Origin of the sequence: Nocardia sp. NPDC051756 (assembly GCF_040681495.1) — a bacterium.
In the GTDB taxonomy this organism is placed as follows: domain Bacteria; phylum Actinomycetota; class Actinomycetes; order Mycobacteriales; family Mycobacteriaceae; genus Nocardia.
Window position 1 is genome coordinate 736,874 of the sequence record NZ_JBFAYV010000004.1, and the last position, 26,264, is coordinate 763,137.

The 26,264-nt window shown below is 66.3% G+C and carries 27 protein-coding genes; 11 read left to right on the forward strand and 16 right to left on the reverse strand.

Translation table 11 applies throughout. The features are described from left to right. The first annotated feature begins 11 nt into the window (after nt 1–11). A complete protein-coding gene (locus AB0M22_RS20375; protein WP_364728722.1) occupies nt 12–836 on the forward strand; it encodes an LLM class flavin-dependent oxidoreductase in 825 nt (274 codons plus the stop codon). A gap of 20 nt (nt 837–856) precedes the next feature. On the opposite strand, the gene AB0M22_RS20380 is transcribed toward AB0M22_RS20375, so the two are convergent. Continuing rightward, nucleotides 857–2,023, reverse strand: coding sequence for a DUF6545 domain-containing protein (locus tag AB0M22_RS20380; protein ID WP_364728725.1), 1,167 nt, complete (start codon nt 2,021–2,023; stop codon nt 857–859). A 15-nt stretch (nt 2,024–2,038) separates the two neighbouring features. Then, the gene (locus AB0M22_RS20385; protein ID WP_364728728.1) at nt 2,039–2,539 is read right to left on the reverse strand and encodes a hypothetical protein; all 501 of its coding nucleotides are present in this window, start codon (nt 2,537–2,539) and stop codon (nt 2,039–2,041) included. A gap of 111 nt (nt 2,540–2,650) precedes the next feature. On the opposite strand from AB0M22_RS20385, the gene AB0M22_RS20390 reads away from it, so the two are divergent. Both AB0M22_RS20390 and AB0M22_RS20395 read left to right on the forward strand, forming a co-directional pair. Then, on the forward strand, nt 2,651–3,316 hold the full coding sequence (locus tag AB0M22_RS20390; protein WP_364728731.1) for an epimerase: 666 nt from the start codon (nt 2,651–2,653) through the stop codon (nt 3,314–3,316). 127 nt (nt 3,317–3,443) lie between these two features. After that, nucleotides 3,444–3,872, forward strand: coding sequence for a pyridoxamine 5'-phosphate oxidase family protein (locus AB0M22_RS20395; protein WP_364728734.1), 429 nt, complete (start codon nt 3,444–3,446; stop codon nt 3,870–3,872). A 52-nt stretch (nt 3,873–3,924) separates the two neighbouring features. Here the strand turns inward: AB0M22_RS20395 and AB0M22_RS20400 are convergent, their stop codons facing one another. Continuing rightward, the gene (locus tag AB0M22_RS20400) at nt 3,925–4,638 is read right to left on the reverse strand and encodes an AraC family transcriptional regulator (protein WP_364728737.1); all 714 of its coding nucleotides are present in this window, start codon (nt 4,636–4,638) and stop codon (nt 3,925–3,927) included. Between the two features lie 286 nt (nt 4,639–4,924). Here AB0M22_RS20400 and AB0M22_RS20405 point away from each other — a divergent pair, with 286 nt between their 5' ends. The 4 genes from AB0M22_RS20405 (at nt 4,925) to AB0M22_RS20420 (ending at nt 8,037) form a co-directional block, all read left to right on the forward strand. After that, nucleotides 4,925–5,578 carry a class I SAM-dependent methyltransferase gene (locus tag AB0M22_RS20405; protein ID WP_364728740.1) on the forward strand — a complete coding sequence of 218 codons (654 nt, stop codon included), beginning with the start codon at nt 4,925–4,927 and terminating at the stop codon, nt 5,576–5,578. 2 nt (nt 5,579–5,580) lie between these two features. Further along, nucleotides 5,581–6,345 (forward strand): SDR family oxidoreductase, encoded by a 765-nt coding sequence (locus tag AB0M22_RS20410; RefSeq protein WP_364728743.1) that lies wholly within the window; start codon nt 5,581–5,583, stop codon nt 6,343–6,345. A gap of 133 nt (nt 6,346–6,478) precedes the next feature. Further along, entirely contained in the window at nt 6,479–6,880 is a 402-nt protein-coding gene (locus AB0M22_RS20415; protein WP_364728746.1) for a hypothetical protein, read from the forward strand. Between the two features lie 221 nt (nt 6,881–7,101). Next, nucleotides 7,102–8,037: an alpha/beta fold hydrolase gene (locus AB0M22_RS20420; protein ID WP_364728749.1), complete on the forward strand. Its 936-nt coding sequence runs from the start codon at nt 7,102–7,104 to the stop codon at nt 8,035–8,037. Nucleotides 8,038–8,044: 7 nt separating this feature from the next. Here the strand turns inward: AB0M22_RS20420 and AB0M22_RS20425 are convergent, their stop codons facing one another. From AB0M22_RS20425 to AB0M22_RS20435, 3 genes are all read right to left on the reverse strand, one after another. After that, nucleotides 8,045–8,791, reverse strand: coding sequence for a HEAT repeat domain-containing protein (locus AB0M22_RS20425; protein WP_364729846.1), 747 nt, complete (start codon nt 8,789–8,791; stop codon nt 8,045–8,047). 55 nt (nt 8,792–8,846) lie between these two features. After that, on the reverse strand, nt 8,847–9,209 hold the full coding sequence (locus AB0M22_RS20430; protein WP_364728752.1) for an STAS domain-containing protein: 363 nt from the start codon (nt 9,207–9,209) through the stop codon (nt 8,847–8,849). Nucleotides 9,210–9,411: 202 nt separating this feature from the next. Continuing rightward, nucleotides 9,412–9,831 (reverse strand): HSP20 family small heat-shock protein, encoded by a 420-nt coding sequence (locus AB0M22_RS20435; protein ID WP_364728755.1) that lies wholly within the window; start codon nt 9,829–9,831, stop codon nt 9,412–9,414. Nucleotides 9,832–9,974: 143 nt separating this feature from the next. Here AB0M22_RS20435 and AB0M22_RS20440 point away from each other — a divergent pair, with 143 nt between their 5' ends. Then, a complete protein-coding gene (locus AB0M22_RS20440) occupies nt 9,975–10,334 on the forward strand; it encodes a helix-turn-helix transcriptional regulator (RefSeq protein ID WP_364728758.1) in 360 nt (119 codons plus the stop codon). A 17-nt stretch (nt 10,335–10,351) separates the two neighbouring features. Further along, nucleotides 10,352–10,789 carry a hypothetical protein gene (locus AB0M22_RS20445; protein WP_364728761.1) on the forward strand — a complete coding sequence of 146 codons (438 nt, stop codon included), beginning with the start codon at nt 10,352–10,354 and terminating at the stop codon, nt 10,787–10,789. Here AB0M22_RS20445 and AB0M22_RS20450 read toward each other — a convergent pair. From AB0M22_RS20450 to AB0M22_RS20465, 4 genes are read right to left on the reverse strand one after another with little or no spacing between them, the layout of a single operon-like run. Next, nucleotides 10,756–11,766, reverse strand: coding sequence for an ABC transporter ATP-binding protein (locus AB0M22_RS20450; RefSeq protein ID WP_364728764.1), 1,011 nt, complete (start codon nt 11,764–11,766; stop codon nt 10,756–10,758). The genes AB0M22_RS20445 and AB0M22_RS20450 overlap by 34 nt on opposite strands. Then, nucleotides 11,767–12,591: a carbohydrate ABC transporter permease gene (locus tag AB0M22_RS20455; RefSeq protein WP_364728767.1), complete on the reverse strand. Its 825-nt coding sequence runs from the start codon at nt 12,589–12,591 to the stop codon at nt 11,767–11,769. After that, nucleotides 12,588–13,502, reverse strand: a complete 915-nt coding sequence (locus tag AB0M22_RS20460; RefSeq protein ID WP_364728770.1) for a sugar ABC transporter permease — start codon at nt 13,500–13,502, stop codon at nt 12,588–12,590. Before AB0M22_RS20460 ends, AB0M22_RS20455 begins: the two co-directional genes overlap by 4 nt. Further along, the gene (locus AB0M22_RS20465; protein ID WP_364728773.1) at nt 13,495–14,880 is read right to left on the reverse strand and encodes an extracellular solute-binding protein; all 1,386 of its coding nucleotides are present in this window, start codon (nt 14,878–14,880) and stop codon (nt 13,495–13,497) included. Before AB0M22_RS20465 ends, AB0M22_RS20460 begins: the two co-directional genes overlap by 8 nt. A gap of 112 nt (nt 14,881–14,992) precedes the next feature. Between AB0M22_RS20465 and AB0M22_RS20470 the strand changes: the two genes are divergently transcribed. Further along, a complete protein-coding gene (locus AB0M22_RS20470; protein WP_364728776.1) occupies nt 14,993–18,025 on the forward strand; it encodes a glycoside hydrolase family 38 C-terminal domain-containing protein in 3,033 nt (1,010 codons plus the stop codon). Between the two features lie 9 nt (nt 18,026–18,034). Here the strand turns inward: AB0M22_RS20470 and AB0M22_RS20475 are convergent, their stop codons facing one another. The 6 genes from AB0M22_RS20475 to AB0M22_RS20500 all read right to left on the reverse strand — a co-directional run bounded on the left by AB0M22_RS20475 (nt 18,035) and on the right by AB0M22_RS20500 (nt 25,693). Continuing rightward, nucleotides 18,035–19,480, reverse strand: coding sequence for an ATP-binding protein (locus AB0M22_RS20475; protein ID WP_364728779.1), 1,446 nt, complete (start codon nt 19,478–19,480; stop codon nt 18,035–18,037). A gap of 118 nt (nt 19,481–19,598) precedes the next feature. Then, entirely contained in the window at nt 19,599–21,011 is a 1,413-nt protein-coding gene (locus tag AB0M22_RS20480; protein WP_364728782.1) for a cytochrome P450, read from the reverse strand. Next, the gene (locus tag AB0M22_RS20485; protein WP_364728785.1) at nt 21,005–22,084 is read right to left on the reverse strand and encodes an alpha-hydroxy acid oxidase; all 1,080 of its coding nucleotides are present in this window, start codon (nt 22,082–22,084) and stop codon (nt 21,005–21,007) included. Before AB0M22_RS20485 ends, AB0M22_RS20480 begins: the two co-directional genes overlap by 7 nt. Continuing rightward, a complete protein-coding gene (locus AB0M22_RS20490) occupies nt 22,081–23,649 on the reverse strand; it encodes an NAD(P)-binding domain-containing protein (protein ID WP_364728788.1) in 1,569 nt (522 codons plus the stop codon). Before AB0M22_RS20490 ends, AB0M22_RS20485 begins: the two co-directional genes overlap by 4 nt. Before the next feature lie 21 nt (nt 23,650–23,670). Continuing rightward, on the reverse strand, nt 23,671–25,068 hold the full coding sequence (locus AB0M22_RS20495; protein WP_364728791.1) for a fatty acid--CoA ligase family protein: 1,398 nt from the start codon (nt 25,066–25,068) through the stop codon (nt 23,671–23,673). Between the two features lie 70 nt (nt 25,069–25,138). Next, nucleotides 25,139–25,693: a type VII secretion target gene (locus AB0M22_RS20500; protein ID WP_364728794.1), complete on the reverse strand. Its 555-nt coding sequence runs from the start codon at nt 25,691–25,693 to the stop codon at nt 25,139–25,141. Nucleotides 25,694–25,728: 35 nt separating this feature from the next. On the opposite strand from AB0M22_RS20500, the gene AB0M22_RS20505 reads away from it, so the two are divergent. After that, nucleotides 25,729–26,262, forward strand: a complete 534-nt coding sequence (locus AB0M22_RS20505; protein WP_364728797.1) for a hypothetical protein — start codon at nt 25,729–25,731, stop codon at nt 26,260–26,262. Nucleotides 26,263–26,264: the final 2 nt, after the last annotated feature.

Sequence of the window (26,264 nt, forward strand, 5' to 3'; positions counted from 1 at the left end):
GGGGAAATCTCTTGACCGGCAGCCACCTTCGTTACGGCGTCTATCTACCGCCGTTCGGCCCGTTCGGCGATCCGCGCAATCTCGTCGACTTGGCGGTCCGTGCCGAAGCCGCGGGCTGGGACGGCGTATTCCTCTGGGATCACCTCCTGGGCGAGGCCATGCCGATCGCCGATCCGTGGACAACCCTCGGCGCGATCACCCACGCCACCAACCGGATTCAGTTCGGCACCACGGTCACACCGCTCGCCCGGCGGCGTCCCTGGGTCGTGGCCCGCCACGCGGCCACTTTGAGCAACCTGTCCAACGGCCGATTCATCCTCGGCGTCGGTCTGGGCTCGGATGAGTCCGGCGACTTCAGCCGATTCGGCGAACCCGACGACCTGCGCGCCCGATCCGCCCGGCTCGACGAAGGCCTCGACATCGTCCGCGCGATGTGGTCCGGACAGGCCTACGAGCACTCCGGCCCGCACTACCGGGTCCGCCTCGAAGCCACCACACCGCACCCGCACCACATCCCGATCTGGGTGGCGAGTTCGACCGGCAATCCGAAGGTGATCCGCCGAGCCGCCCGTCACGACGGGATCTTTCCGCTTCCGGAGGATCACACACCGACTCCCGGCGAACTGACCGGCCTCGTCGCCGCGGTGGACAAGGCCGAGCGTTTCGATGTCGTCGTCGCCGGCAACGCCAGCCCCGCATGGAACGAACCGACCACAGTCGACCTCGCGGAGCTCAGCGCAGCGGGCATGACCTGGTGGATGGAATCACTCATCCATTTCGACCCGCTGGAGTTGTCGCTGGAGATCGTGGACGCCGGGCCGCCGCGGATCCACTAGCGCGCAAAGGACAGCCGCGGTCACCGTGCGCTGGGCTGCCCGACTCCTGCCGCGATCGCCTCGGCGACCGGCCATTGCGCACTGATCGCGGTCAACGCGGTCACCTCATCGAGCAGGCTGTCCGCGGCCGAGAGCCCGAAGTAGCGGCCGCCGGTCGGTGGATTGCCGCGCGCCTTGGCGTCGCGGGCGCGAACCAGCAGGACCGCGCGATCCAATGCGTCGTAGGAGCCGGTCGACGCGGCGCTCGAGATCGCCGCATCGATCTCGGGCGGGTGCGGTGTCGCGTAACGGGCCAGGTCCAGGATGCTGTCCCGGATTTCGATGACGGTGCGGTGCAGGAGATATCGGTTGGGCTGGGCGCCGTTCGGCACCGGGCTGTGGTGCACGATCTCCGGGCACGCGGCGGTCAGTTCGGCCCAGAGCGGGCGAAGCGCTTTGCGGTGGCGAGTCAGATCGTTGACGTCGCGCCGACTGCGCGCCGCGGCGACGATGGCGGTCAGGGTCAATCCCATGCACAGCACGAGATCGAAGAACACCAGGTTGCGATCGACGACGGCCTGGATGTCGGTGAACGAGTTGCGCGGCCCGGCGATCCGGATGGTGGACGCCACCAGGGTCGCGCCGACGCGGACGACGACCGCGATGCCGCACAGGAGGATCGCCACGTACACCGCCGACTCCCGGCGGCCGACGCGGTTGCGCAGTTCGGCGGTGGCCGCCCGGATGATCAGCACCGCCATCGCCGTACCGATCGGCACCGTGCACAGCCAGTAGCCGAACTGTGCCCATCCGGTGCGTTCGAAGATCGTGCCGTCGCCATCGCCGAATCCGCTGAAACACAGCGCGGCCACACTGAATCCGACGGCCATCCCGTAGCTGACCCGCGGCGAGCGGGTGCGATGCAGCAGCGCCGCCCCGATCAGCAGCCCGGCCGCATAGCCGAGATTGAAACCGACCGCGCCGAGTTCGAGAATCAACTGTTCGGAAAGCCACCCGCCGGAGAGCTCGCTGACCAGGCGGGACACCGTCGGTTCCCGGGTCGCCGCGGTGGCGACGACACAGCCGAAGGCAATGGTGACGTGCCGGTCCAGGTCGGTGCTGAGCAAGCCGACGAGGCGGCCGCTGAGCAACAGGAACGCGGCGACCACCACGGGCAGCGTTACCGCTGTGGGCAGCGTCGAGATCATCGTTGCTCGCGGGACTCAGCGCCGGAAGACCAAGCGGCCGAGCACCGAACGCGGCCGCTCCACCTCGACGTCGGACATGAGCATCGAGGCGAACAGCTCGGCCTGGTTCTCGTCGACATCGTCGTAATCGCTGCGGGCGAGCACGCGCAGCACGCTGTCGACATCCAGGTCGGGAAACAGGGTGGCGAGCGTCCGGCGCTGGGCGCCCACCGAAACGAACCCGGCGTGATCGAGCAACAGATGGGCGATCTCGTGCATCACGATGTGGTCGGTGTGATAGCCGGTGCTGGCCGCGTCGTAGGCGATGACGATGTCGTCGGCGCGCTCGACGACGAGTCCGCACGGAAAGCCGCCCGTGGTCAGGTCTTGCCGGGGAACGATCTGAATCGGCTTGCCGACCCGTTCCGCCACGCGCTCGACGAAGGCCGCCAGATTCCACGGACGTGGTACGTCGAGCGAATCCGCCAGCTTTCGGACTTGTTCGACCGCGGGGTCGACACCGGCGCGTCGGAACATGGAGCCATCTTTGCCGCCGATGGTCCGGATTGTCCAGGGGAGCAGTCTGCCGTTCGGCTGCCCGAAATCGCGGGTGGCGGCATAATGGTCCGGTTGAGGCAAGATTCGAGCATGAAGGTAATCCTCTTCGGGGCGACGGGCATGATCGGGCAAGGGGTGCTCGCCGAGAGCCTCCGGGACGAGCGGGTGGAGCAGGTGCTCGCGGTCGGGCGCAGCTCGCTGGGGATCGAGAACACCAAGCTGCGCGAGCTGGTTCAGCCTGACCCGAGCGATCTTTCGGCGATCGCGGGCGAGCTGGGGGAGTTCGATGCGTGCTTCTTCTGTCTCGGGGTCTCCTCGGTCGGGATGCAGGAGGAGGACTATCGGCGGATCACCTATGACCTGGCGTTGCGGGTCGGTCGCACGCTGGCGGCGGCGAATCCGGAGTTGACCTTCATCTATGTCTCCGGGCAGGGCACCGACAGCACCGAGCAGGGGCGGTCGATGTGGGCGCGGGTGAAGGGGAAGACCGAGAACGATCTGCTCGCACTTCCGTTCCAGGCGTTCATGTTCCGGCCGGGGTTCGTGCAGCCGAAGGACGGGGTGGTGTCCAAGACTCGGTTGTATCGCGCCGGGTATACCGTTACGCGGCCGTTGGTTCCGCTGTTCAAGCGGCTGGCGCCGAACGCGTTCAACGACAATCGGGAGATCGGTCGTGCGATGATCGCCGTCGCGGCTTCCGGGTCGGATACTCGGGTGCTCAAGCCGCGAGGCATCACTGCTCGAGCGACACCGTAGCCGGTGGGCGACTTCGAATCGCCGAGCGAAACCCGCTGGTGCCGAAGCCGATAGGGGTGCTCGCGGAACACCGTCGGCAAGTTCCTCGTTGAACGATCTTGGAACCATTCTCTATCGGAAGGCCGCGATGACCGACGATGCCAGTTCGCTGACCGCCCAGGACCTCGAGTTCCTCCGCCGCCCGCTGCACGGGTTCCTCTCCGTGGCCGCGGCGCCGCTCCCGCCGCAGCCACGGCCGGTGTGGTTCGAGGTCACCGACGACGGCACGATCCAATTGTTCACCGCCCCCGACGCACTCAAGGTGCGGCGCTTGCAGCGCGACGACCGCGCCTCGATCGTTGTCGCCGCCCCGGTCGGTGAACGCGAACGCTGGGTGTCGGTGGCCGGCCGCGTCACGGTGGAACCCGATGGCGCACATGACCTCTGCGCCCGACTGGCCTCGCGCTACTGGGATCTGAACGACCCGGTCCGCGCCGATGAACTCGCGGAAATACTTGCCGCGGAACAGGTCCGCCTCGTCATCCACCCGGACAAGGTCAGCCGCTTCACCTACTGACCGTCGCGGCCACCGGCGCAGCCGCGCCGGTGGCCCGGACCGTCGAACAGGTCTAGCCGCGGTTCGCGAGGTAGATGCTCGGGGATTGGCCGGTGATGCGGTGGAACGCGGCGCTGAAGGCGCCGGGTTTGCGGTAGCCGACGGCGCGGGCGGTGGCGCCGACGGAGGTGCCGCGGGCCAAGTGGGTGAGCGCCGCGCGGATGCGGACCTGAGTGCGCCAGCGGGCGAACGTCATTCCGGTTTCGCCGGCGAACAGGCGGGTGAGGGTGCGCACGCCTGCCCCGACCTCGTGGCCCCAGGCGGCGAGGTCGCGCTGGTCGGCCGGGTGGGCGATGAGCAGGTCGGCGATGGTTCGGATGCGCGGGTCGGCTGGCAGCGGCACGTGCACGCTGGTGCTGGTGGTGGGTTCGATCAGGTCGAGCAGGACCGTTTCGATGTGGGTTCGGGTGTGGTGCGGGTCCGGGTGGCTGTGCAGGTAGGTGATCAGCTCACGGATCAACGGGGTGATCAGCACGCCGGTGGGTTCGGTCCAGGGGATCGGGCAGCAGGCGTCGATCGCGATGGTGCAGGCGTCGCCGGGGTGTAGGACGTCCGCGGCGTGTGGGGTTGTGGCGGGGAGCCAGAGTCCGTGCGTCGGCGGGACGAGCCAGTCCCGGGTGTCGGTGCGCACGGTGACGGTCGCGCTGGTCGCCCACACGATCAGGTGATGCGGGTGCTGGTGTTCGGTCAGTGAGGTGCTGCGATCGACCTGTGTGCGGATCGCCACGGGCGGTGGAAGCCTTTCGCCCCCAGGCGGATCCGGTGAGTTGTCGGCATTCACCCGTTCCTCCTGTTCGCCTGAGGTTGGCCGTTTCGCGGCTGTGGTTGGCCACTTGCCGCCATCCAGCCATATTAGCCTAGCCTTACTGCCAGCGGGCGAGCCGCTTCCGCGGGTGCCGCAGGTAGTGGAGTGAACGATTTGCGCTGGGCCGCAACCTATTACATCTGTTCGGCCGAACCGGACGTTCGTCGAGATCCTTACCGAATGCGTACCGAGTGAAGGAGATTCGATCATGACCGACGACACCCACCGCCCCATCCTCGACCCCGTGGTCAACGCCGTCATCGACAAACTCGCGGCGGCGCAACAGTATCCGCCCGACGACCCGCGCCACGGGCTCGAGCGTGATCCGCACGCCTACAGCGAGTACGGCTTCTCCATCTCCCCGGACCAGGGTGACCTGCTCTATCTGCTGTGCCGCGGCCTCCGCGCGACCAGGGTCGTCGAGTTCGCGACCTCCGTCGGCATGTCGACGCTCTACTTCGCCGCCGCGATGCGGGACAACGGAGGCGGCACGGTGATCGGATCGGAGATCGTGCCCGCCAAAGTCGCCACCGCCCGGCGCAACCTCGCCGATGCCGGACTCGCCGACTACGCCGAGATCCGCGAGGGTGACGCGCGGACCACGCTGCGCGACCTCGGCGGTCCGGTCGACTTCGCGCTGATCGACGGCTGGCTCGGCGTCGAGCCGTCGCTCGCGCGTGAGCTGATCGAGATCATCGCGCCGCAGCTGCGCATCGGCGGATATGTCATGAACGACAACGCCGAGCCGGATTTCCTTGCCTACGTGCGTGATCCGGCCAACGGGTTCCTGGCGGTCACGCTGCCACTGCACGGCGGCACCGAACTCTGCGTCAAGGTGGCCGAGCGCGCGGTAGGGGAGTGACGATGGGGAATCTCAGCGGGAAGGTCGCGCTGGTCACCGGCGGAAGCCGGGGTATCGGACGCGGTATCGCGAAGCGCTTGGCTCGTGACGGGGCTCTGGTCGGGGTGCACTACGGCAGTAACGAGGAGGCGGCCGAGGAGGCCGTCGCGGCGATCGCCGCGACCGGTGGGCGGGCGTTCCTCGTGGGTGCCGAGCTGGGTATCGCCGGCGACATGGACGCATTCATGACCGGGTTGGCGGCCGGACTCCGGGAACACGGGGAATCGGGGATCGACATCCTGGTCCACAATGCCGGGCTCAACATCATGGGGCGGTCGATCGAGGTGCTCACGCCCGAGGAGTTCGACCGGATGATCGCGGTCAACGTCAAAGCGCCGTTCTTTCTCACCCAGCGGTTGTTGCCGCTGATTCGTGACGGTGGCCGGATCGTCAATATCTCCTCGGTTTCGACCCGGATCGCCTCGGCTCATGGAATCGGCTATCCGCTCACCAAGGGTGCGCTCGACGTGTTCAGTCATTCGTTGGCGAAATACCTTGGGCCACGGGGGATCACCGTCAATGCAGTCGGTGTCGGATATACCCGCACCGATATGACTGCCGCGGTGCTGGCCGATCCGGCGAACGTGGAACGCAACGTCAGCGTGACGGCCCTGGGCCGAATGGGCGAGGTTCCCGACATCGCCGATGCCGTCGCTTTCCTCGCCTCCGAAGACGCTCGCTGGGTCACCGGTACCAAGCTCGATGTCAGCGGCGGGGTGAACCTGTAGCGCGCCGATTGTGGTGTCAGTGGAGGTGTCAGGTGCGTATCAGCGCGGTGTCAGGGGGCCCGGACAGAGTGTGTACATCGAACAAAACGAGCGGCGCCAACCCGGTGCCACAACCTATTTCGAGGAGCACGACATGTCCATCACCATCACCCTGACCGACCAGGACAAGAGCACCCTGCGGACCGCCGCTTATGGAGCTGTCGCGCTGCTGGCTGCCGCTGGTGCGCCGCACAAGGGTATTTCGCAGGGATCGACCGCGTTGACCTCGGCGACCGGACTGGTCGGGCACGTGCTCTCGGCGAAGTCCAAGGACATCCACCTGCCGGGTAAGTCCGTCGCCGAGCTGGCTGATCAGGTGCTTCCTGCGCTGACCGCGGCCGTGCAGCTGCTCGGTAAGCAGTCTGCGGTCGAGGCGGGCAATTTCCGCGACACGGTTCTGGTCGCTGTCGAAGCCGCCATCCAGTCCGGCAAGGGACAGGTGAGTCCTGCGGTGGCGGCGATGGCTCGCAAGATCACCGCGGCGCTCGACGCCTGACGAATGTGATTCCGGCACAGCCCAATCGGTCGCGGGGTCCGCTCCGGATCCCGCGACCGGGTCGTCGGAAAACATGCAGCGTCCCTTCTCTCAGACTCCACTTGTCAATCGGAGCACTGTTCCGTATATTCGGAACAGTGCTCCGGTTCATTGGTATGTCCGCCGGAACCTACGCGTCCGCCCCATGGACGCGGCGCTCATCACGTTCGAAGGGAACCCCCATGCCCGCACCCGCCCCGAGTGCCGTCCCCGCCCTGACCACTCCGATCATCAGCATCAAACCGGTCGTCCTATCCGCGCCGGACCGAGGCGACGACCTGCAAGTTCGCGTTTCGGCACCGGTCTCCGGCGCCGGCCTCCCGGTCGTCGTCCTCGCCCACGGCTTCGGCAAATCGATGGCCTCCTACGACCCGCTGGTCGATTTCTGGGCCGGCCACGGCTTCGTCGTCATCCAGCCGACGTTCCTCGATTCGCGCACACTCGCCCTCGCTCCGGCCGACCCGCGGTACCCGGACATCTGGCGCACCCGCGTGCAGGACGTGGTGCGCGTACTCGACCAGCTCGACGACCTCGTCGCCGCCATTCCGGGCCTCGCCGAGCGCATCGATCGCGAGCGCATCGCCGTCGCCGGACACTCCTGGGGCGGACAGACCGTCGGCATGCTGCTCGGCGCGCGCGTCCTCGACGCGGACGGACAGCCCGGGCCTGACCTGACCGATACTCGCGTGAAAGCCGGTGTGCTGCTTGCCACTACCGGCATCGGCGGCGGCGATCTGACTCCGTTCGCGGTGCAGAACTTCTCCTTCATGAACCCCGACTTCGACGGTCTGACCACGCCGGCCCTCGTGGTTGCAGGGGATCACGACCAGTCGCTGCTCTCGACACGCGGCCCCGACTGGTTCGCCGACGTCTACACCTACAGCCCCGGCGCGCAAAGCCTGCTCACCCTGTTCGGCGCCGAACACTCACTGGGTGGAATCCACGCCTACGACGCCAAGGACACCACCGACGAGAGCCCCGAGCGCGTCTCGCTGATCCGGCAGGCTTCGTGGGCTTATCTGCGCAGCGCTCTCGGGATCGACGACACAGGCTGGAAGCAGTTCCAGTCCGATCTCGACCGATCCGCCGCCCCGATCGGGCGTATCGACAACAAGTAGGCCGGGCCTATCGACGCTTCGTCGCCGCGAGGCACACTTCAGGATCAGGGTCGGCGGCCAAGCGGGCCAGCAGCCGGCGGGCCTCGGTGCCGCGATATCTGTGCAACGCCCACGCGAGCGCGTAACGGACCTCGGGGTTGGCGTGATCGACGAAACGTGCGACGTCGGTGACATCGCCACGGCTGCGCCGACCCAGGCCGTAGAGCACGAGGATCACGTCGTCATCGTCGTTCGCGTTCCGTAATTGTTCCAGCAGTTGAGGTTTCGTGAGATCCGGTGGATCGGTGTCGAATCGGCGGCGCAGGACGGCGGCCTTGAATTCGCCGCGCCCCAGGCAGGCCGGGCAGGCGCAGGGTCGCCGACCGTGCGCGTTCGGCTGATACCGCCACCCCGTCACCTGCCGCACGTGCCGAACCTGATGCAGCTCGGCGGGCGCGATCGAACGAGGTACGACGATCTGGTATCCGCGCGGGTCCTCGGCGTGCAGTATCATCGAAACAGCCTCGGCCGCAGTCAGTTCCGCACCGGCGTTCGAGTAGTGCCCGACTCGGACGAGTTCGTCGTCCGGCACCCGGAAGTGCACCGCGACGATCAATCGCTGCCCGCCGCGCCGCAATTCCCGCAACCATTGATGCGACAGCACATAAGACGGCAGCACCGGCATGCAGAACACGCCGCGCCCATACCCGGACGCGGCGATGCCCGCCCGGCGGATTCGACGGGCGTTCTTCTCCGGTGTCAGGTGCACGAGCATGGCCACGACACAACCGTAGCGATCCCGCGGGAGTGCAGGCCAAGGGTTTTCGCCGTCAAGCGATGCTCGGAGTCTCCCCGGAACGCAGTGCGGCGGACAGGGTCTCGAACACATCGAGCATGCCGTCGAGCCCGGTCACCTCGATCGGTCGCCGTACCTGCGGCGACGCGACCACCCGCAAGCTGTCCCTGTCGAGCTTGTCCAACGCGAGCAGCAGCACGCTGAGACCGGCGGATCCGAAGAATCCCACCCCCGACAGATCCAGCACGAGCACCGCCGGCGCCCGCTCCAAGGCCTCCTCGATCCCGGATTGCAGCTGTGGCGCCGACACCGCGTCGACCTCACCGCCGATGGTCAGCACCGCCGTCGAGTCGACCCGGTCCAGGCGTACCTGCAACGCGCGCGATTCGGCGCTCATCACGCCGCCGCCGTCGTCACGACAGGTTCGCTGACCACGGCCTCGGGGTCGTCCACATGGGTGTGCCGCCCGGCGTAGCTAGTCGAGACTGCGGCCATGGCATACCTCCTCGCACAGTTTGTTCCGAATGGTGGACCGGGCGGGTCCGGTGACCGGACCCGCCCGGAGCGCCGGGGCTTTCGTCAGCTTCGTGGCAGGCGGATCAGGCGTTGATCGCCTGCCGCCGATCGTGGTGTTCGACCTCGATCTTGCGGGGTTTGGCCTTCTCCGCGACCGGAATGGCCAGGCGCAGTACACCATCGGTGTAGTCGGCGCGGATATTGTCGGTATCGAGGCCCTCGCCCAGGAACAGCTGGCGGCTGAATACCCCGCGGGAGCGTTCCGCGGCGATCATCGACCGCCCCGAATCCAGCTCCGGGCGCGCCGCTTTCACGGTCACCACATTGCGTTCGATGTCCAGATCCAGCGATTTCGGGTCGATCCCCGGCAGGTCGAACTCCACCAGGAACTCGTCGCCCTCGCGCCAGGCGTCCATCGGCATCACCGCGGGCCGAGCCGCTGTGCCGAACACCTGCTGCGTGAGACGGTCCAGATCACGGAACGGATCGGTACGCATCAGCATGGTCGCCACCTCCAACACACTCCATTCTTTATCGAGTCAGATAACCTGTGCCAAATGGCATAGATTTGTTGTAGCACTCTCGACAAGTGAACGCAAGTGGCTAGAATAGAAAACCTGACCGGCACCCACAGATGAGGAGAGCGATGCAGCAGGACCCCCAGCCAGGATCACATCTGCCCGACCCGAGCCAAGCTGTGTACGGGATCTCGGTCGCCGCCGACCTTGCCGGGATCGGCGTGCAAACGCTTCGGCTCTACGAACGCCACGGCCTGCTCACCCCCGCCCGCAGCGACGGCGGCACCCGCCGCTACAGCGGGGACGACATCGCCCGCCTGCAACGGATCGCCGCCCTCGCCGCGGCCGGGGTCAACCTCGCCGGCATCGGCCGCATCCTCGACCTCGAAGACACCAACGCCACCCTGCACACCGACAACGACCGCCTCCGCGACGACAACACCGCCCTGCGCACCAACGGCCGAACCCGGAGTGAGACATCCGGATAGCGTCGATCGATGCGACGATGGCGGACATGGAACTTTCGCGCGCGACCTGGTTGCTGTTGGCCGGCGCGACCGTCGCGTGGGGGATATTCGTAGGATCCGAACCGCTGCACCAGATCTCATCGTGTGAGGTCGTGCAGATGGACGCGGCGTGCGGCGAGTCGATAGCCGCCCGTTACGGAGTGTGGCTCGTGCTGCTGCTGGCGGTGCCGGTGGTGTTGTGTGTGCTGCCCGCGCTGCGCGTCACCCGCGGACTGTCGTGGGCTGTTGCAGGCGTTCTCGTGATCGGTTCACTTCTTGCGTTGCCCGCCGCCGACAGTATGTTCGCGGCGCTCGCGTACTACTTGCCGGTCGGCGTGATCGCGCTGGTGCTCGCGGGATTTCAGGCCTGGTACGCACAGAGCAAAGGCGGCGGTGGCGTGGCTCAAGGGAGTAGGTTGCCCGACTCTGCGTCGTAGCGGAGGACGCGGTCGGGTTGGGGGATTACCCAGCCGTCGGTGCCCAGGGCCGGCTCGGCTGCCTCGGGGACGGTGACGCCTACAGTGAATCCGTTGGCTTCCACTGTGACAAGGGAAGTCGCGCCCAGGTGTTCGACGGTGGATACCGTGCCGTGCAGGGCGTCATCGACGGCTGTGGCGGAGAAGCCGAGGTATTCGGGACGGGCTCCCCAGATAACGGATGAATCCAGGCCGACCAGCTTGCCCGGGATCAGGTTCATCGGGGTGGAGCCGATGAAATTCGCTACGAAAGTGTCTGCGGGCCTGCGGAATACCTCGCGGGCGGTGCCTAGTTGGCGGATCCGGCCGTCGAACATCACGGCGATCCGGTCGGCGAGGGCGAGTGCCTCGGCTTGATCGTGGGTGACGAAGACGGTGGTTACGCCGAGTTCGTGTTGCAGCTTCTTGAGGAAGGTTCGGGCTTCCAGGCGCAGGCGAGCGTCGAGGTTGGAGAGGGGCTCGTCGAACAGAAAGACCTTGGGGTGGCAGGCCATTGCGCGTGCCAGGGCGACCCGTTGCTGTTGCCCGCCGGACAGTTCGGCTGGCCGGCGTTCCATCAATCCCTGTAGCGACAGCTGATCTCCGGTTTCGGTCGCCTTTGCCGCGCGGGTACGCCTGTCGGTGCCGCGGACCTTCAGTGGGTAGGCGATGTTGTCGACCACCGTCATATGCGGGAACAGTGCGTAGTCCTGGAATACCATGGCCACGTCGCGCCGGCCGGGGGACAGCCGGGTGACGTCCTTGTCGCCGATCCGAATCTGCCCGCTGGTCGGGGTTTCCAGGCCGGCGATGGTGCGCAGCAGGGTGGTTTTGCCGCAGCCGGACGGGCCGAGCAGCGCGAAGAATTCACCGTCGTGGATCGTGAAGCTCAGGGCGTCAAGGGCTTTCACGTCGCCGGGGAAGACCTTGGTGAGGTCGGCCAGATCGATCTGCGCCATCTAGGACTTGATCCCTCCGTGGAGCCGGAAGCCGTAGCGCCGGTTGACGAACAGATACATCAGCACGACCGGGATCGAGTACAGCAGCGAGAACGCGGAGATCGGGCCGAGTTGCGCGCCGCCGCCCTCGTCGTAGAAGGTGCGCACGACCACCGCGGCAGGCTGCTTGTCCTGGTCGCGCAGGAGCAGGAACGGAACCAGGTAGCTGCCCCACACATTCACCACGGTCCATACCGCGATGGTCGCCAATCCTGGTCGGGCCAGCGGCACCACGATGTCGCGCAGGATGCGCAATGGCCCGGCCCCGAACACCCGCGCCGATTCCTCATAGGACCGGGGCACCGAGTCCATGAAGTCCTTCAGAATGAAGATCGCCGCGGGCAGCAACCCGCCGGACAGCACCAGCACGACGCCGAATTCCTTGTCCAGCAACCCTATCTTCCAGATCATCAGGAAGATAGGCACCATCGCCGCAGTGCCGGTGACCACACTGGACAGCAGTAAAAGCAAGTACAGCAGGGCATCTCGGCCGGGGATCCGGACGCGGGACAGCGCGTACGCGGCCAGCGCCGCACTGGAAACCACGAGCACCATGCAGAAGAACGACAGCAGCACGGAGTTCCACAACGAGCCCATGGTGAAATCGTTCTCGAACAGTGCCGAAAAATGTTGCAGAGTCGGTTGTTTCGGAAACCTCGGCGCATACCCGGGGTTCGCGTCGAACGGTGCGGAGGCGAGCCACAGCATCGGCAGCACGAAGAACCCGGTCACCACCGCGACGAAGGTATAGAACCCGATCCGTCCGACGACCTGTCGAGGATTCATCGCGTCCTCCTCCGCAGCAGCCGCAGATAGAACAGTGCGAGCGCCAGGTTGATCAGCAGCATCAGCACCGACGCGGCAGCGCCGTAACCCAGTGCCCCGTCATCGATTCCCTGCCGGTACAGGAAGATCGGCAAGGTCTCACTGCGATGGTTCGGCTCGCCGCGCGTGAGCAGGTACGGGGTGAAGTCGTTGAAGGTCCACAGACTGATCAGCAACGTATTGGTCAGGACGTGCCCGCGCATGTGCGGAAACAGCACGTCCCGCAAGATCTGTGGCCCGGAAGCGCCGGCGAGCCGGGCGGTTTCGAGGTGCGAAGGCGGCACCGTGGACAGGGCCGCCGAATACAGCAGCATCGAAAACGCGGTCCCGCGCCAGATGTTGAACACGATGATGACGGCCAACGGTTGCTGGATCATCCACGCATGGCCGGGGGTGTTCAACAGCCGGTTGGCGCTGCCTTCGTCGCGGTCGAGCATCGCAATCCACAGCACCGCAACGACACTGGCGGGCAGGATCCAGGCCAGCAGCACCAGGCTTTCCACCACCGCCCGCACCCAGCGTGCAGCAGTGCGCATCGACCAGGCGAGGGTGAAACCGAGGCAGTTCTGCCCGATGACGGCCGAACCGAACACGAACAGCAGCGTGATCCACACGCTGTTGCCGAACAGCGGGTCTTTCAGCGCCTTCGCGTAATTGTCCAGTCCCACAAAGGAAACGTCGACCGAGGTACGCCCGGAGACGGTGAGGTCGGTCAGCCCGATCCACAGCAACCACAGCGCCGGAAAAACCAGGAACGCGGCGATCAGCAGCAGTGCGGGCGTGACGAACGCACTCGCCTTCCAGCGCCCCAACCCGGCGACATCGGTGTCGGATCCACTCTTCGGTACCTCAGTGATGACGGGTTCAGTCACTGGCTACCTTGTCCTTGCCGACCGCCTCCTCTACCGCTTTGCCGTACGCCGCAGCGGCATCCGCCGTGCTCTTACCGGTGACCACGTCCAGCGTCGCCTGGGCCAGCGCCTTGGACGCCTTGGTGTACTCCGGCAGCGCGGGCCGCAACGAGGTGATCGGCAGGATCTGCTCGGACACGAAGGTCAGCATCGGATCTTCGCCCAGGGCATCGGCATTGACGTCCTGCCGCGCGGTGATCCGCGGCCCGCCGCCCGCGATCAGCGCGCTGAACGCCTCCGGCGAGTTCATGAACTGCAAAAGCTCCCAAGCCAATTCGACATGCTTGCTTTTCGGGTTGATCACCCGCCCGCCGCCCCCGGACACGCTTACGAAGTCCTGGTTGTGCACTCCGGTGCCCGGCGTGGCGGCGGGGATCTTCGCCCATCCGACCTGGGTGTCCCGCTCGGCCATCGGGAAGCTGCCGCCGCGCGGATTCAGCACCCCGCGCCAGAAGTAGTCGCTCTCCAACAGGATTCCGACCTGGCCCTTGGCGAACTTCTCGAAGCTCTTCTCCCGGCCCTTGGCGTCCTGCTGCAATTCGGCGTCGCCCAGCTTGTCGTCGTACGTCGCGCGGTAGAAGTCCAGCACCCTACGGAGTTTCGCGGTGTTCCCGACCCACTTCCCGTTCTCGAACAGGGTGCTGCCCGTGCCGGCCAGCAAGGGCAGCACGCCCTGCGTGGTGGTCGCTTCGCCGAAGCTAGTGCCCGCATTCAGTTGCACCGGAGTAATTCCGGGCACCGCCTTCAGCTTTCGCCCGGCCTCCAGCACCTGGTCCCAGCTGGTCGGCTGCCAGTCCGCCGGCATGCCCGCCTGCTGAAACAGCTTGCGGTTGAAGAACAACACCCGTCCGTCGGTTTCCTGCGGTATGCCGTACTGCGTGCCGTTGTAGGAAGTCAACTGCCGCACGGTTTCCGGAATGTGCTGCCAGCCGTCCCACGCCTTGACCCGGTCCGCGCCGACCAGCTCATCCAGGGGCTTGATCTGCTCGCCCTCGGCGAACTCGCCGACCCAGATCCCGTCCAGCGACACCACATCGGCCCCGGTGCCGGTCTTCAGGTCCTTGGCGATCCGGCTCTTGTAGTCTTCGTCCGGAACCCCGGTCGCCTGGAACTTCACCTTCACGGTGACGCCCTTGGCCTGCTGCTGCGCCACGAACTTCGGGATGACCCAGTCTTCGATCCATTTCGCCTCGGCCGCGTTCTTCCCGCCCGCCGAGTTGATCGCGTTCGCGGTGATCGTCACCGTGTCCCCGCCGCTGTCCGACCCGCAGGCCGCCCCTCCCACCAAGAGCGAGCTGACGCTCACCACCGCCGCGAACAACCGCCAGTTCGACGCCATGGATTCCTCCTGCAAGGCAAATCAATACTTACTGTGCCGGAGAATTCACCGCGCTGTCGCAGAATGGGTGCAGTTCGATGATCATGCCCACGATCCGATCGGAGCTACCGCTATGCACGATGACCGTCGGTTGATCGAGAGCCGCCTCGGGCGGGTCCTGTCGGAGCGGATCGCGCCGGCGATCTATCCGGAGTCGGTGCCGCTCACCGCGGGTATCTGGGTGGCGCCGGATGAGCCGGTGCCGGTCGCCGAGGGTTTGGCCGCGCCGCGAACACCGGTCGCGCCCGGCGCGCAGTGGGGTGCGCCGTGGGGGACGAGCTGGCTCACGGTCGAGGGGACGGTGCCCGCCGAGTGGGCGGGTAAGACGGTCGAGGCGATCATCGATATCGGTTTCGATCCGAACATGACCGGCTTCCAGTGCGAGGGGCTGGTCTATCGGGCGGACGGATCGCCGGTCAAGGGGCTGCATCCGCGTAGTCAGTGGGTGCGGGTGGCGGCTCCGGCGGTCGGCGGGGAGCAGGTGCTGCTGCATGTCGAGGCGGCGTCGAATCCGGTCATCCCGTTCTTCGCGCCGACCGCGCTCGGCGACAAGCTCACCGCCGGTACCGATCCGCAATATCGTTTGGGCCGAATGGATCTCGTGGTGTTCGACGAGGAGGTCTGGCAATTGGTGCTGGATCTGGAGGTGCTCGGCGAGCTGATGCACGAGATGCCGGAGGATCCGGCGCGGCGCTACGACATCGTGCGGGCGATCGAGCGGGCGCTCGACGCGATCGATCTCCAGAACGTCAACGCCACCGCGGCGGCGGCACGGGCCTGTCTGGTCGAGGTGCTGGCCAAGCCGGCGATACCGTCCGCGCACACGATCTCGGCGGTCGGGCACGCGCATATCGACTCGGCGTGGTTGTGGCCGTTGCGGGAGACGGTGCGCAAGGTCGCGCGCACCACCGCGAACATGGCCGCGTTGCTGGCCGAGGAACCCGAGTTCGTCTTCGCTATGTCCCAAGCGGCGCAGTACGACTTCATCAAGCAGCATCGGCCGGAGGTCTACGCGAAGGTCAAGGCGGCGGTGGCCGAGGGACGGTTCGTGCCGGCCGGCGGGATGTGGGTCGAGGCCGACACGAATATGCCCGGCTCCGAGGCCATGGCGCGGCAGTTCGTGCACGGGAAGCGGTTCTTCCTGGCCGAATTCGGGGTGGAGAACGAGGAGGCGTGGCTGCCCGATACGTTCGGCTTCGCCGCCGGGCTGCCGCAGATCATCAAGGCCGCCGGGAGCAAATGGCTACTGACACAGAAGATTTCCTGGAGTCAGATCAACCAGTTCCCGCACCACACCTTCCTGTGGGAAGGCGTGGACGGAACTCGGATCTTCACCCACTTTCCGCCGGTCGACACCTACAACTGCTCGATGCAGGGGCGCGAGATCGCGCATGCCGCACGGAATTTCAAGGAGAAGGGGCGGGCGTCGAGGTCGTTGGCGCCGACCGGGTACGGCGACGGCGGTGGCGGGACGACGCGGGAGATGGTCGCCAAGGCGGCCAGGATGAAGAACCTCGAGGGTTCGCCGAAGGTGGTGTGGGACAAGCCTGCCGACTTCTTTGCCAAGGCCGAGGCGGAGTACGAGAACCCGCCGGTGTGGGTGGGGGAGTTGTACCTGGAGTTGCATCGCGCGACGCTGACCAGTCAGGCGAAGACGAAGCAGGGGAATCGGCGTAGCGAGCATCTGTTGCGGGAAGCCGAACTGTGGGCTGCGACCGCCGCTGTCCGGAATGGCGTCGAGTATCCGTATGCGGCGTTGGACCGGATCTGGAAGACGGTGCTGCTGAACCAGTTCCACGACATTCTGCCGGGGTCGTCGATCGCCTGGGTGTATCGAGAGGCGGAGCAGACGTACGCCGACGTGGCCGAGGAACTTACGGCAATCATCGAGCAGTCTCAATGGGCGCTCGGCGGTGAGCAGGTGGGGCCGAACGTCTTCAACCCGGCACCGCACACGTGGCGCTCGATTCCGGCCGGTGCTGCTGGTCCGGAGGATTCGGGTGATCCGTGCTCGGTGACCGAGCGCACGGCGGGTGGATTCGTTCTCGACAACGGTCTGCTGCGGGTCGAGGTCGATGCGCGCGGACTCATCGTGTCGCTGTTCGATGTCGGGCATCAGCGCGAAACCCTGCCGCCGGGCTCGACCGCGAATCTGCTTCAGCTGCACCCGGATCTCCCGAATTCCTGGGATGCCTGGGACGTCGACATCTTCTACCGCAACCGCGTCACCGACCTCGTCGAGGTGGACTCCATTGCCGCAGAACCGGATTCGAACAGAATCCGGATCCGCCGCGCATTCGGCTCCTCCACCGTCGAACAGACCCTGACCCTGCGGTCGGGCGCGCACAGCGTGGACATCGACACGACCGTCGACTGGCACGAAACCGAGAAATTCCTCAAACTCGCCTTCCCCCTGGACATCCACGCCGACCGGTACGCCGCCGAGACCCAGTTCGGCCATCTCTACCGCCCCACCCACACGAACACCAGCTGGGAATACGCGAAGTTCGAAGCCTGCAACCACCGCTTCGTCCACTTCGCCGAACCCGGCTGGGGCGTAGCGCTCGTCAACGACTCCACCTACGGCCACGACGTCACCCGCACCATCCGCCCCGACGGCGGAACAACAACAACCGTGCGCGCCTCACTGCTACGCGCCCCCCGCTTCCCCGACCCCCAAACCGACCACGGCGCCCACCACTTCCGCCACTCCCTGATCCCCGGCGCCACCATCGGCGACGCAGTCCGAGCCGGCTACCGCATCAACCTCACCCCACTGCGCGCGGGCGTAGCCGAACCCGTCGCCCCCCTCTTCACCATCGACAACGACGCCATAGTCACCAGCGCTGTCAAACTCGCCGACGACGCCACCGGCGACATCATCCTCCGCGTCTACGAATCCCACGGCGGCCGAGCCTCAGCCCTCGTAACCCCTGGCTTCGAATTCACCGAATTCCAGGTCTGCGACCTACTCGAGCGACCACTTCAGGAGGACACCCCCGCGACCCAGGAAGACCCCGGAGTCCGCCTCCGCCTGCGCCCCTTCCAACTCGTCACCCTCCGATTCGCCCGTTCCCCTGAACCCGCCGCTCTTCAATCGCCATAACAGGCGATCTCAGCCCCATGCCGAGAGCACGTCGGCGGCGTTCCACACCAGGTCGAGGGCGTCGGTAAGGGTGCTGTCGATATTTGTCAAAGACACTACGACCGAGGCTGTTTCGCGCGGTTCAAAGCCTGGAACCTCTGTGACCGCGCGAGTCAGTTCGGCTAGATCGTGGCGGTCGAAGGGGGTGCCGAGCCATTTGATGGATCCGGCGAAGATGATCCGATTCGCGACGGGGGAGCGGTCGGCGCCGATGAGGTCTATCTCGGGGTTGAAGGTGCGATTCCACCAGCCGCCAACTGTGGTGACGTCTTTCCACGGCAGTGCTCCGGCGAGCGCGCTGAGTTCGAGTGCGTCTCGTACGAGGGGCTCGACTGCTTTGCCACGCCAGGAGGTCCAGCGTCGGGCGAACAACTTATAGGCCGCGTCGCCGCGACCGCGTCGGACCAGATCCTGAACTGTGCGAAGAGTGGCGAGGTAGAGCCGGAGATTGCTGTCGGCGACTCGGTAGAGCGCGGGTTTCCCGGGCTTGATCGACAGGGGCTCGTCTACCGACAGCACGTGTTTTTCCGCCGATAACCGGTGCAGTAGTGGCGACAACGTCCCTGAAGGTAGTGTGCCGCTGCGGCTGCCTGCGGTGGCCGCGATGGTGGCGTGGGTGCGTTCGCCGTTGCCGATCGCTTCGAGTACGCGTCGGGCTTGATCGGGCGCGGGGAACTCGGCGAGGAGAGTGGACTCGGGTACGCCGAACAGCGGTGCCGCCGGGTCGTCGCATTCGCGCCGGACGAACTCGAGCGGTGGAAGGCCGCGCGGCCAACTGCGCAAGATGCCTGGCAGCCCGCCGGTGATCAAGTGTGCGTCGATGCTCTCTGCCGGTTCGAGCGCAAGAGCGTGACCGACTTCGGCGGGATTGAGCGGTTCGAGGACGAGGTTGTCGGCTCGTCCGTAGAACGGGCGGTCATAGGCGGTGAGTCGTTCCATCATGTGGATGTCACTGCCCAGCAACAGCAGCAGAATCGGGCGTTGCTGCAGCAACCTGTCCCATGCCGTTTGTAGCGCACCATCGAAGACTGCGTCTTGTTCTGCCAGCCACGGTAATTCGTCGATCACGACTACGGTCGGGCTATCCGCGAGCACAGTGGAGAGCAGTCGAAACGCATCGGGCCAGCCCCCTCCGATGCTATCGGGGAGAGTGTCGGGATCAGGTGCGATCCTCGAGCACTTCAACTCTGCCAGGAACGACGCGAGTGATTCGGTGACCGGCATACCTTTGGTGGCGGTGAAGTACAGGTACGGCACCTGTGCTGCGTTGCAGAACTCCTGAACAAGGCGTGATTTTCCGACCTGCCGTCGCCCTCTGATCGCGACGGCGGTGCCCCGGCCGGACTCCGCGACGCGCTGCAAGCGGGTCCGCAGAAGCCCCAGTTCGACGCTCCGGCCGACGAACTCCGACGTCACTACGACTCCTTGGTAGATCCGATCTACGTAGATTGTATCTATGTAGATTCAATCTACATCATTGATCGGGATCTTACCCACGAGACGGACCGGGTTGCGTGTCGACGCTTGCGCCTGGTCAGCGAGGTGGTGCGGGGGAAGGTTGGCGTGGGTGGGCTACCGGGCAGGTCGGTGCTTCCGGACGGTCTTGGGTGGCGAAGTGGGTTCGGCAGAGGTGGAGGCGGCGGGCATCCAGGACCATCCAGGTGCCGAGGAGGAGTTGGGTGGTGCCTCGCCAGACATCTTCGAATCGGTCGCGGGCTCGGAGGGCGGTGAGGGTGGTGCGCAGCCGAGCTGGTGATGGGGGATGGTCGGTGGACAGGAGGAGGCAGGGGGCTCGGTGGGGGATGGAGCGGGTGTGGGAGACGGAGGAGCGTAGGTGGTAGTGGGACAGGACTGTTCGGGTTACGGCTCGCATCGCTATGGGGGATAGGCGCCAGGCGGGGCAGGGGCGGTTGGCGGCTACGCCGAAGGGGATGTGGTGGGTGTCTTTGGGGCGGTGGGTGGTCCAGCGGTCGGGGTTGAAGCGGTCGGGGTCGGTGTGGCCGGTGCGTTCGAATTCCTGGTAGTTGAAGCAGAGGACGGTTCCGGTGGGGATGGTGTCCCCGCCGATATCGATGTCGGCGGTGGTGATTCGGTGGGCGATGCCGAAAAGGGGGAATTGGCGCAGGGTTTCGTCGAGTACGTGGTCCAGGTATTGGGTGTTCGGGTCGGCGAGGAGGCGGTCCTGAACGTCTTGGTGCTGGGCAATCGCGAGTAGTAGGTGGGCAATGCCTTCGGACATCTGGACCACTGCGGTGTTGAAGAACGCGCCTTGCAGGTAGTGGGCGCGTTCGCGGCGGTCGAGCGAGCCGGGTAGCTGGTGCGGTACGTCGCCGGCGTCGATTCGGGCGAGCAGGTAGCGGGTCAGGCGGTCGCGGCGGCGCATGTGGCGGAGGCCGGTGCATTTCAGTGAGGTAACCACGTCGTCGGCGTTGCCGACGATGAGGGCTCGGGCGTCCGGCGGGCAGGGTTCGCGAAAGACCAACTCGTAGAAGAACTCTGCCCAGATGGGCATCATCAGGTCGCGCAGCCGGACCAGCGTCATCGGCCGGCGGGGAAGCTCGCCGAGTACTCGGCGGGCGCAGCGGTCCGCGAGGCGCTCGATCTCGGGGGTGGGCAGGGACAGCACGGCTCGGGTGGTGCGGGCCGCCTCGTCGTAGCGGGGACCGTCCTCCAGATGTTCCTGGTGGACCTCGGGGCCAGGCGCGAGCCAGTACCAGAACAGGTCCGACAGCGCCGCTCCTCGGCTGCGCCCGTTGGCTGCGGGGTCCGAGTAGAGACGCAGGAACAGGTCGGGGCCGCCGCGCTCGCCGGGGAGCGTTATCTCGTTGCTGCCGTTGACTTTCGCGAAGATCCACACCCGCAGCGCCACTACCGCCTGCGGCAGCCAGCGCGACACCGCCCACAGTGCTGCTGCGGTCGCCAGCAGCGGTGTCAATCGCTTCAGCACCGTGCCGCCCCTCGCGCGGTGACCAGGTCCGCGTTCAGTTCGGACAGCTCGGCTACACCGCACAGCGTCAGCGTGTGCTCGAACTCCGAGCGCAGGGTGTCGAGTACCTCCGTAACCCCTTTGTCGCCGCCAACGGCCAAGCCCCACAACACTGGTCGTCCAACACCGACCGCCGTGGCCCCGAGGGCCAACGCCAGCACCACATCCGAGCCGCGCCGGACGCCGCCGTCGAGGTATACCGGGATGCGCCCGCCCACCGCCGCGGCGATCGCGGGCAGCGCGGTCAAGGTCGCGGAAACGGTATCGAGTTGGCGGCCACCATGATTGGACACGACGATCGCGTCGGCTCCATGCTCCACCGCCAGGCGCGCGTCCTCCGGGTGCAGGATTCCTTTGAGCACAAGCGGAAGCCGGGTCAGCTCCCGAAGTCGATGCAGGTGGTCCCAGGTGAAGTCGGCCGACATCGCGATCGACCGGACCCCGTTTCCGGTCGTCCCCGGCAGGCCGCGCATGTTCTCCGCGTACATCCCCGCGGGCAGGTCGTGGAAGCCGTGGCGGTCCTCCCGAAACCTACGGCCGCGCACGGGCGAGTCGACGGTCACCACCAGTGCCGTGCAGCCTGCTCGCTCGCCCCGCCGGACCAGCTCCTCGGTCACCGCAGGCTCGGGGTGCAGGTACAGCTGGAACCACACCCGCGCGTCGCGGTCGACCTCCCGCGCGGCGGCGGTCACCTCGCCGATGGCCACCGTCCCGGCCATGCTGGCGATCATGATGAGCCCCGCCGCGGCGACACCCCTGGCGGTGGCCCGCTCGCCGTCCGGATGGGCCAGGCGGTGAAACGCGGTAGGGGACACGAAGACCGGCATGCCGCTCGGATCGCCGAGCAGGTCGATCGCGATGGACCGGCCGGTGGTATCGCGTAAAACCCTGGGCAGCAACGCAAACCGCCGGAACGCCTGCTCGTTGTCGGTCAGGGTGATCTCTTCGCCCGCGCCGCCGGCGATGTAGTCGTAGTGCACCGGATCGAGCAGTTCCCGCGCCCGCTGCTCGAGTGCGGACAGCGGGTCGGTCATCGCGAGGGCTCCGGCGCGGGCAACGCGGTCTCGAGGAAGTCGAAAAGCGGCTTGCGGTGCACTGTTTCGTGCGTCCACTCGTTCTCGAGGTTCTCCGTGATGTGATGTTCGGCGATCTGCTCGCCGCCCCGGTACTGCCGCAGCACGGGATGCAGGTACCGGCCGTCCGGGGCGTTTTCGGCGTCGGACTGCGCGATCCGCTTGGCATTGATATCGAACGGGTCGACTCGGTCGTGGTCCTTGCCGTACTCCAAGGTGATCACGAAGTAGGTGTCCACCTCGCCGAGTGATCCCGCCGCGATCGCATCCGCCACGTAATCGACCGGCAGCTCTTCCCAATACCGCGCCGTGCCAGCCGCGTTCAGCGTGACGACATCGCCGAGGAACCCGAACAGTTGCCACAACGCGGACGTCCGGTTGACCCGCGCCAAGATCGCCTCACCGACGTCGTCGGCGATCCCGAGCAACTCGCGGTTAGGCCAGACCTGCGCATGCTCACGTTGCTCCAGGAACCGATGCAATGCCCTTGTCCCATAACGGAACCCGTGAATGAACGCACTGGTCGACTTCTTGAAATCGCGTACCTGCGTGATCGTGCCCGCGAAGTACAACCCGGGCACATTGACCGACTCCCAAGCCGATGTCTGCGCCGGGAATCGATCGTTGATCGCCAACTCCGGCCGGCACTCCGGCGCGAAAATCGAAGCGTCGAACCGGAATCCGGTCGCCACGATCACCCGGTCGTAGCGGATGTCCTTGGTGACCTCGTTGGCCCGGGAGAAGCTCACGGTCACCAGATACGACGAGTCCGACTGCCGGGCAATGTCGATGACGTTGCCGTCCAGGATCGCGTTCTGTGACTTGAGCTGATAGGTATCCAGGAAGTTGTTGTTGACCGCGCGCAGGTGACCGAGGAAATGCGACTGCCAGGCCAAGCGGATGGAGTGCGGACCGGCGACGTGGATGACGGCGGTGGTCTCGATCAGGTTGTCGGCAGTCTCGAAGGCGGAGTTGCCTTTTCCGATGATCAGTACCCGTTGGTCGGTGAAATCCGCTGGGTCCACGGACACTTCGGTGTACAGCTCGGCGGTGTCGATGCCGGGGATCTCCGGGACATAGGGTTTCGAGACGCCGGTCGCCATGATCAGCCGTCGCGCGCGCAGCACATTGCCGTGCTGGTCGACGGCCTCGAACAGGTCCGGTCGGCTGATTCGCTCGATCCGGGTGTCGTACCGGACGGACAACTCGTGCCCTGCGGCGAAATCGCCGAGGTAGCGGACCATGTCGTCGGCGGCGGGGAAGAAGCGCGGGGTGTATTCCTTGAACAGCGGCCCGGGCAGCAGTGAGTTCCAGTCCATCCGCAGGTTCAGCTCGGGATCGTCCCAGCCGGTGTGCACTTTGTTGATGGAGATCAGCTGACGATGCCGGGGGTACCGGCTGAAGAATGTGCCCGCGGCCGCTCCGGCCTCGACGATCAGATAGTCGCGACCGGCCGCCTGTAAATGGTGGCCCATCTGGAGACCGGCCGGACCCGCGCCGATGATCAGGTAGTCGAGCTCTGACAAGGTCTCCTCCAAACGTCGTGCTTACCGTGGATATAGCTCCAGCAAGGCCTTTTTGTCCGGCTTGCCGCTCGCCGCGATCGGGGCGTCCGGCACCACCGTGTAGGTCTGCGGGATGCTCGATTCGCCGAGTTCCGCGCGCACCAGGGCGGACAGCGTGGCGGAGTCGGGGGAGTGGCCTGCGCGCGGGACGACGAAGGCGTGCACCGCTTCGCCGCGGCGGTCATCGGGTGCGCCGACGACGTAGGCCTGGTCCACATCCGGATGCCCGGCCAGTACTCGTTCGATCGGGCCGGCGTACACCGGTAGCGCGTCGACGATGATCACGTCGCGCGCCCGGCCGGTCAGGTAGAGGTATCCGTCGTCGAGATAGCCCAGGTCGCGGGTGCGCAGCCAGCCGTCGACGAGCACGTCGGCGGTCTCGGCCGGGTCGCCGAAGTACTCCGACATCATGTAGTCGTTGCGGACATAGATCTCGCCGTCGCGGACGTCCACGCGCACGCCGGGCAATGGACGGCCGACCGAGGTGAGTACGCCGCTGCCGATGTCCTGCGGGGTCAGCGCGGCGAGGCCGCCGGTCTCGGTCTGTCCGTACGCCTGGTGTACTACCGGTCCCAGTACCTCGACCGCCTCCGCGAGCCGGTGCGCGGCCAGCGGCGACCCGGCGACCACCATCGCCCGCAGACTGCTGGTGTCCAGTGGCATGGCGCGCAAGTCATCGAGCATCTGATAGAGCCGCGGCACGTTCATGATCGTGGCGGTGATCCGCAACCGCTCGATGACCTCGGGAAACAACTGTGCCCCACCGGGTTCCGGGATCACCGCGGTGCCGCCGCCGAGCAGGCACAGCGCGAGATAGTCCTGCACGACCGCGCTGGCCAGCGTGCCGAACAACAGATAACGGTCGAAGCAGGCAGCCAGCTCCGCGGTGTCCGGGCTCCACGTCGGCTTACCCCACGACCAATGCACGGACATTGCCCCATAGGTCTGCGCGCAGCCCTTGGGAAGTCCGGTGGTGCCGCTGGTGTAGGACACCCGCGCGATGTCACTCGCCCGCGCCTCGATTGTCAACGACTGCGCCGGCCCGCGCAGCAACGCCGCCACCCGCTGGTCGTCCAGGACGGCGTCCACGCCATTACTCAGGACATGCCGCTGCTGACGCTCGCCGAGCCCGGGCCGCACCCCGATCACCCGGCAACCGAGCGTGTACGCCGCGAGGTACGCGGCCAACGACTCCGCGCTCACATCCACGACCATGGCCACGCCGGACCCAGGGCCGAGTCCCGACCCGCGCAATCCACCGGCGATCGTGCCCATCATCGTGAGCAACTGCCCCCGGGTGACCGTCCGCGCACCGTGCTCGACCACCACCTTTTCCGGAGCGGCACGCAATGCCTGCACGATCGACTCGGGAAAGCTCACCGGACCGATGATAGTGATTACGGTCTCGAGATACTTTGAGATTCAACAAGTTTGGCCGCTACGCCAAACCCTATTCAGGCTCGGTGACCTCGCCCTCTGGCGTGTACATGTCGGCGCGGTCCGCACGGCGCGGCGTGATCTCGGTCGGGCGCAGCGCTGCTTGGAAGGGTTCGAGTGGGGCTGCGTCGTTGCGTGGCATGGAGTCGGCGCGCAACAGCCTGCTCCGCGGCACCGCGGCGATGGAATCGTGCAGGGCGGGGCGGTAGCCCTCCACGGACCGCTGGACGTAGTCCCGCCTGGTGCGTTGCACGGGTTGCCGGGCCTGCAACGCTGCCTGCTCGTTCTCCTCGAACGTTTTCGCCGAATCCCGGAGGTTCTTCGCATTGTCCTTGAAGACGCCGACCAGGCTGGACAGGGAGGAGAATGTCCCGTCGCGGTTCTTCTTGTATCCCTTCTCCCCGTCGGCGAATTTCTCCCCGGCGTGGTCGTGCCCCCACGGCTCGCCCTTACTCTCGGACGCGCCCTTCAATCTGTCCAGCACCTTCTGGGCGCGATCGGCGACATCGTCGAATTCGGTTGCGGCGCGGCGCAGTCCTTCGGGCTTGATCTCCACTGGTTTGTCCATCGTGCTCCTTCGGCCGATCGGGGTAGCATTTCCAGGTGCTTATTGCTCGGTCATCCGTTGAATGCCAGCTCTATATGGATCTGCACGCCTGTTCCTGTGGCGAGACGAAATTCGACGCCGAACATGTGCTGCGTGAGGACCAGGAGGGGCGGCTGCTCGCCGTCTACGCGGGTAGTTGTGCGCGGTGCGGGCTGCCGCGACAGTTCATGTTCGAATTGGATGAGGCCATTCCGCCGTCGCCGCCCGCGTTCGGCGGCCCCACCGCGTCGCGGATCATTTGTCCCGGCGAATTCCTCCTGGTCGCCGAGCAGGCCGCCGCGTCGGTGGCACTGGTGCCGGTGGCCGTGGCGGACCAGGACGACCGCGACCGGCTCGCGGTCGCTACCGCGGTCGAGGCGGTGACGGAAGTCTTGAAGTTCATCCCCGACTCGATGGATGCCGTCCCCGCGGACGCGTTCAGCTCTGCGGTCGGTCGCGCCGCTTACACCCGCGAACCAGGGCGTTTCACTCGCGCGCGGCTCGAGGCGACCGCGAGTGCCTACCGCGAGGCCCTCGCTGCCCGCCTCTAGAC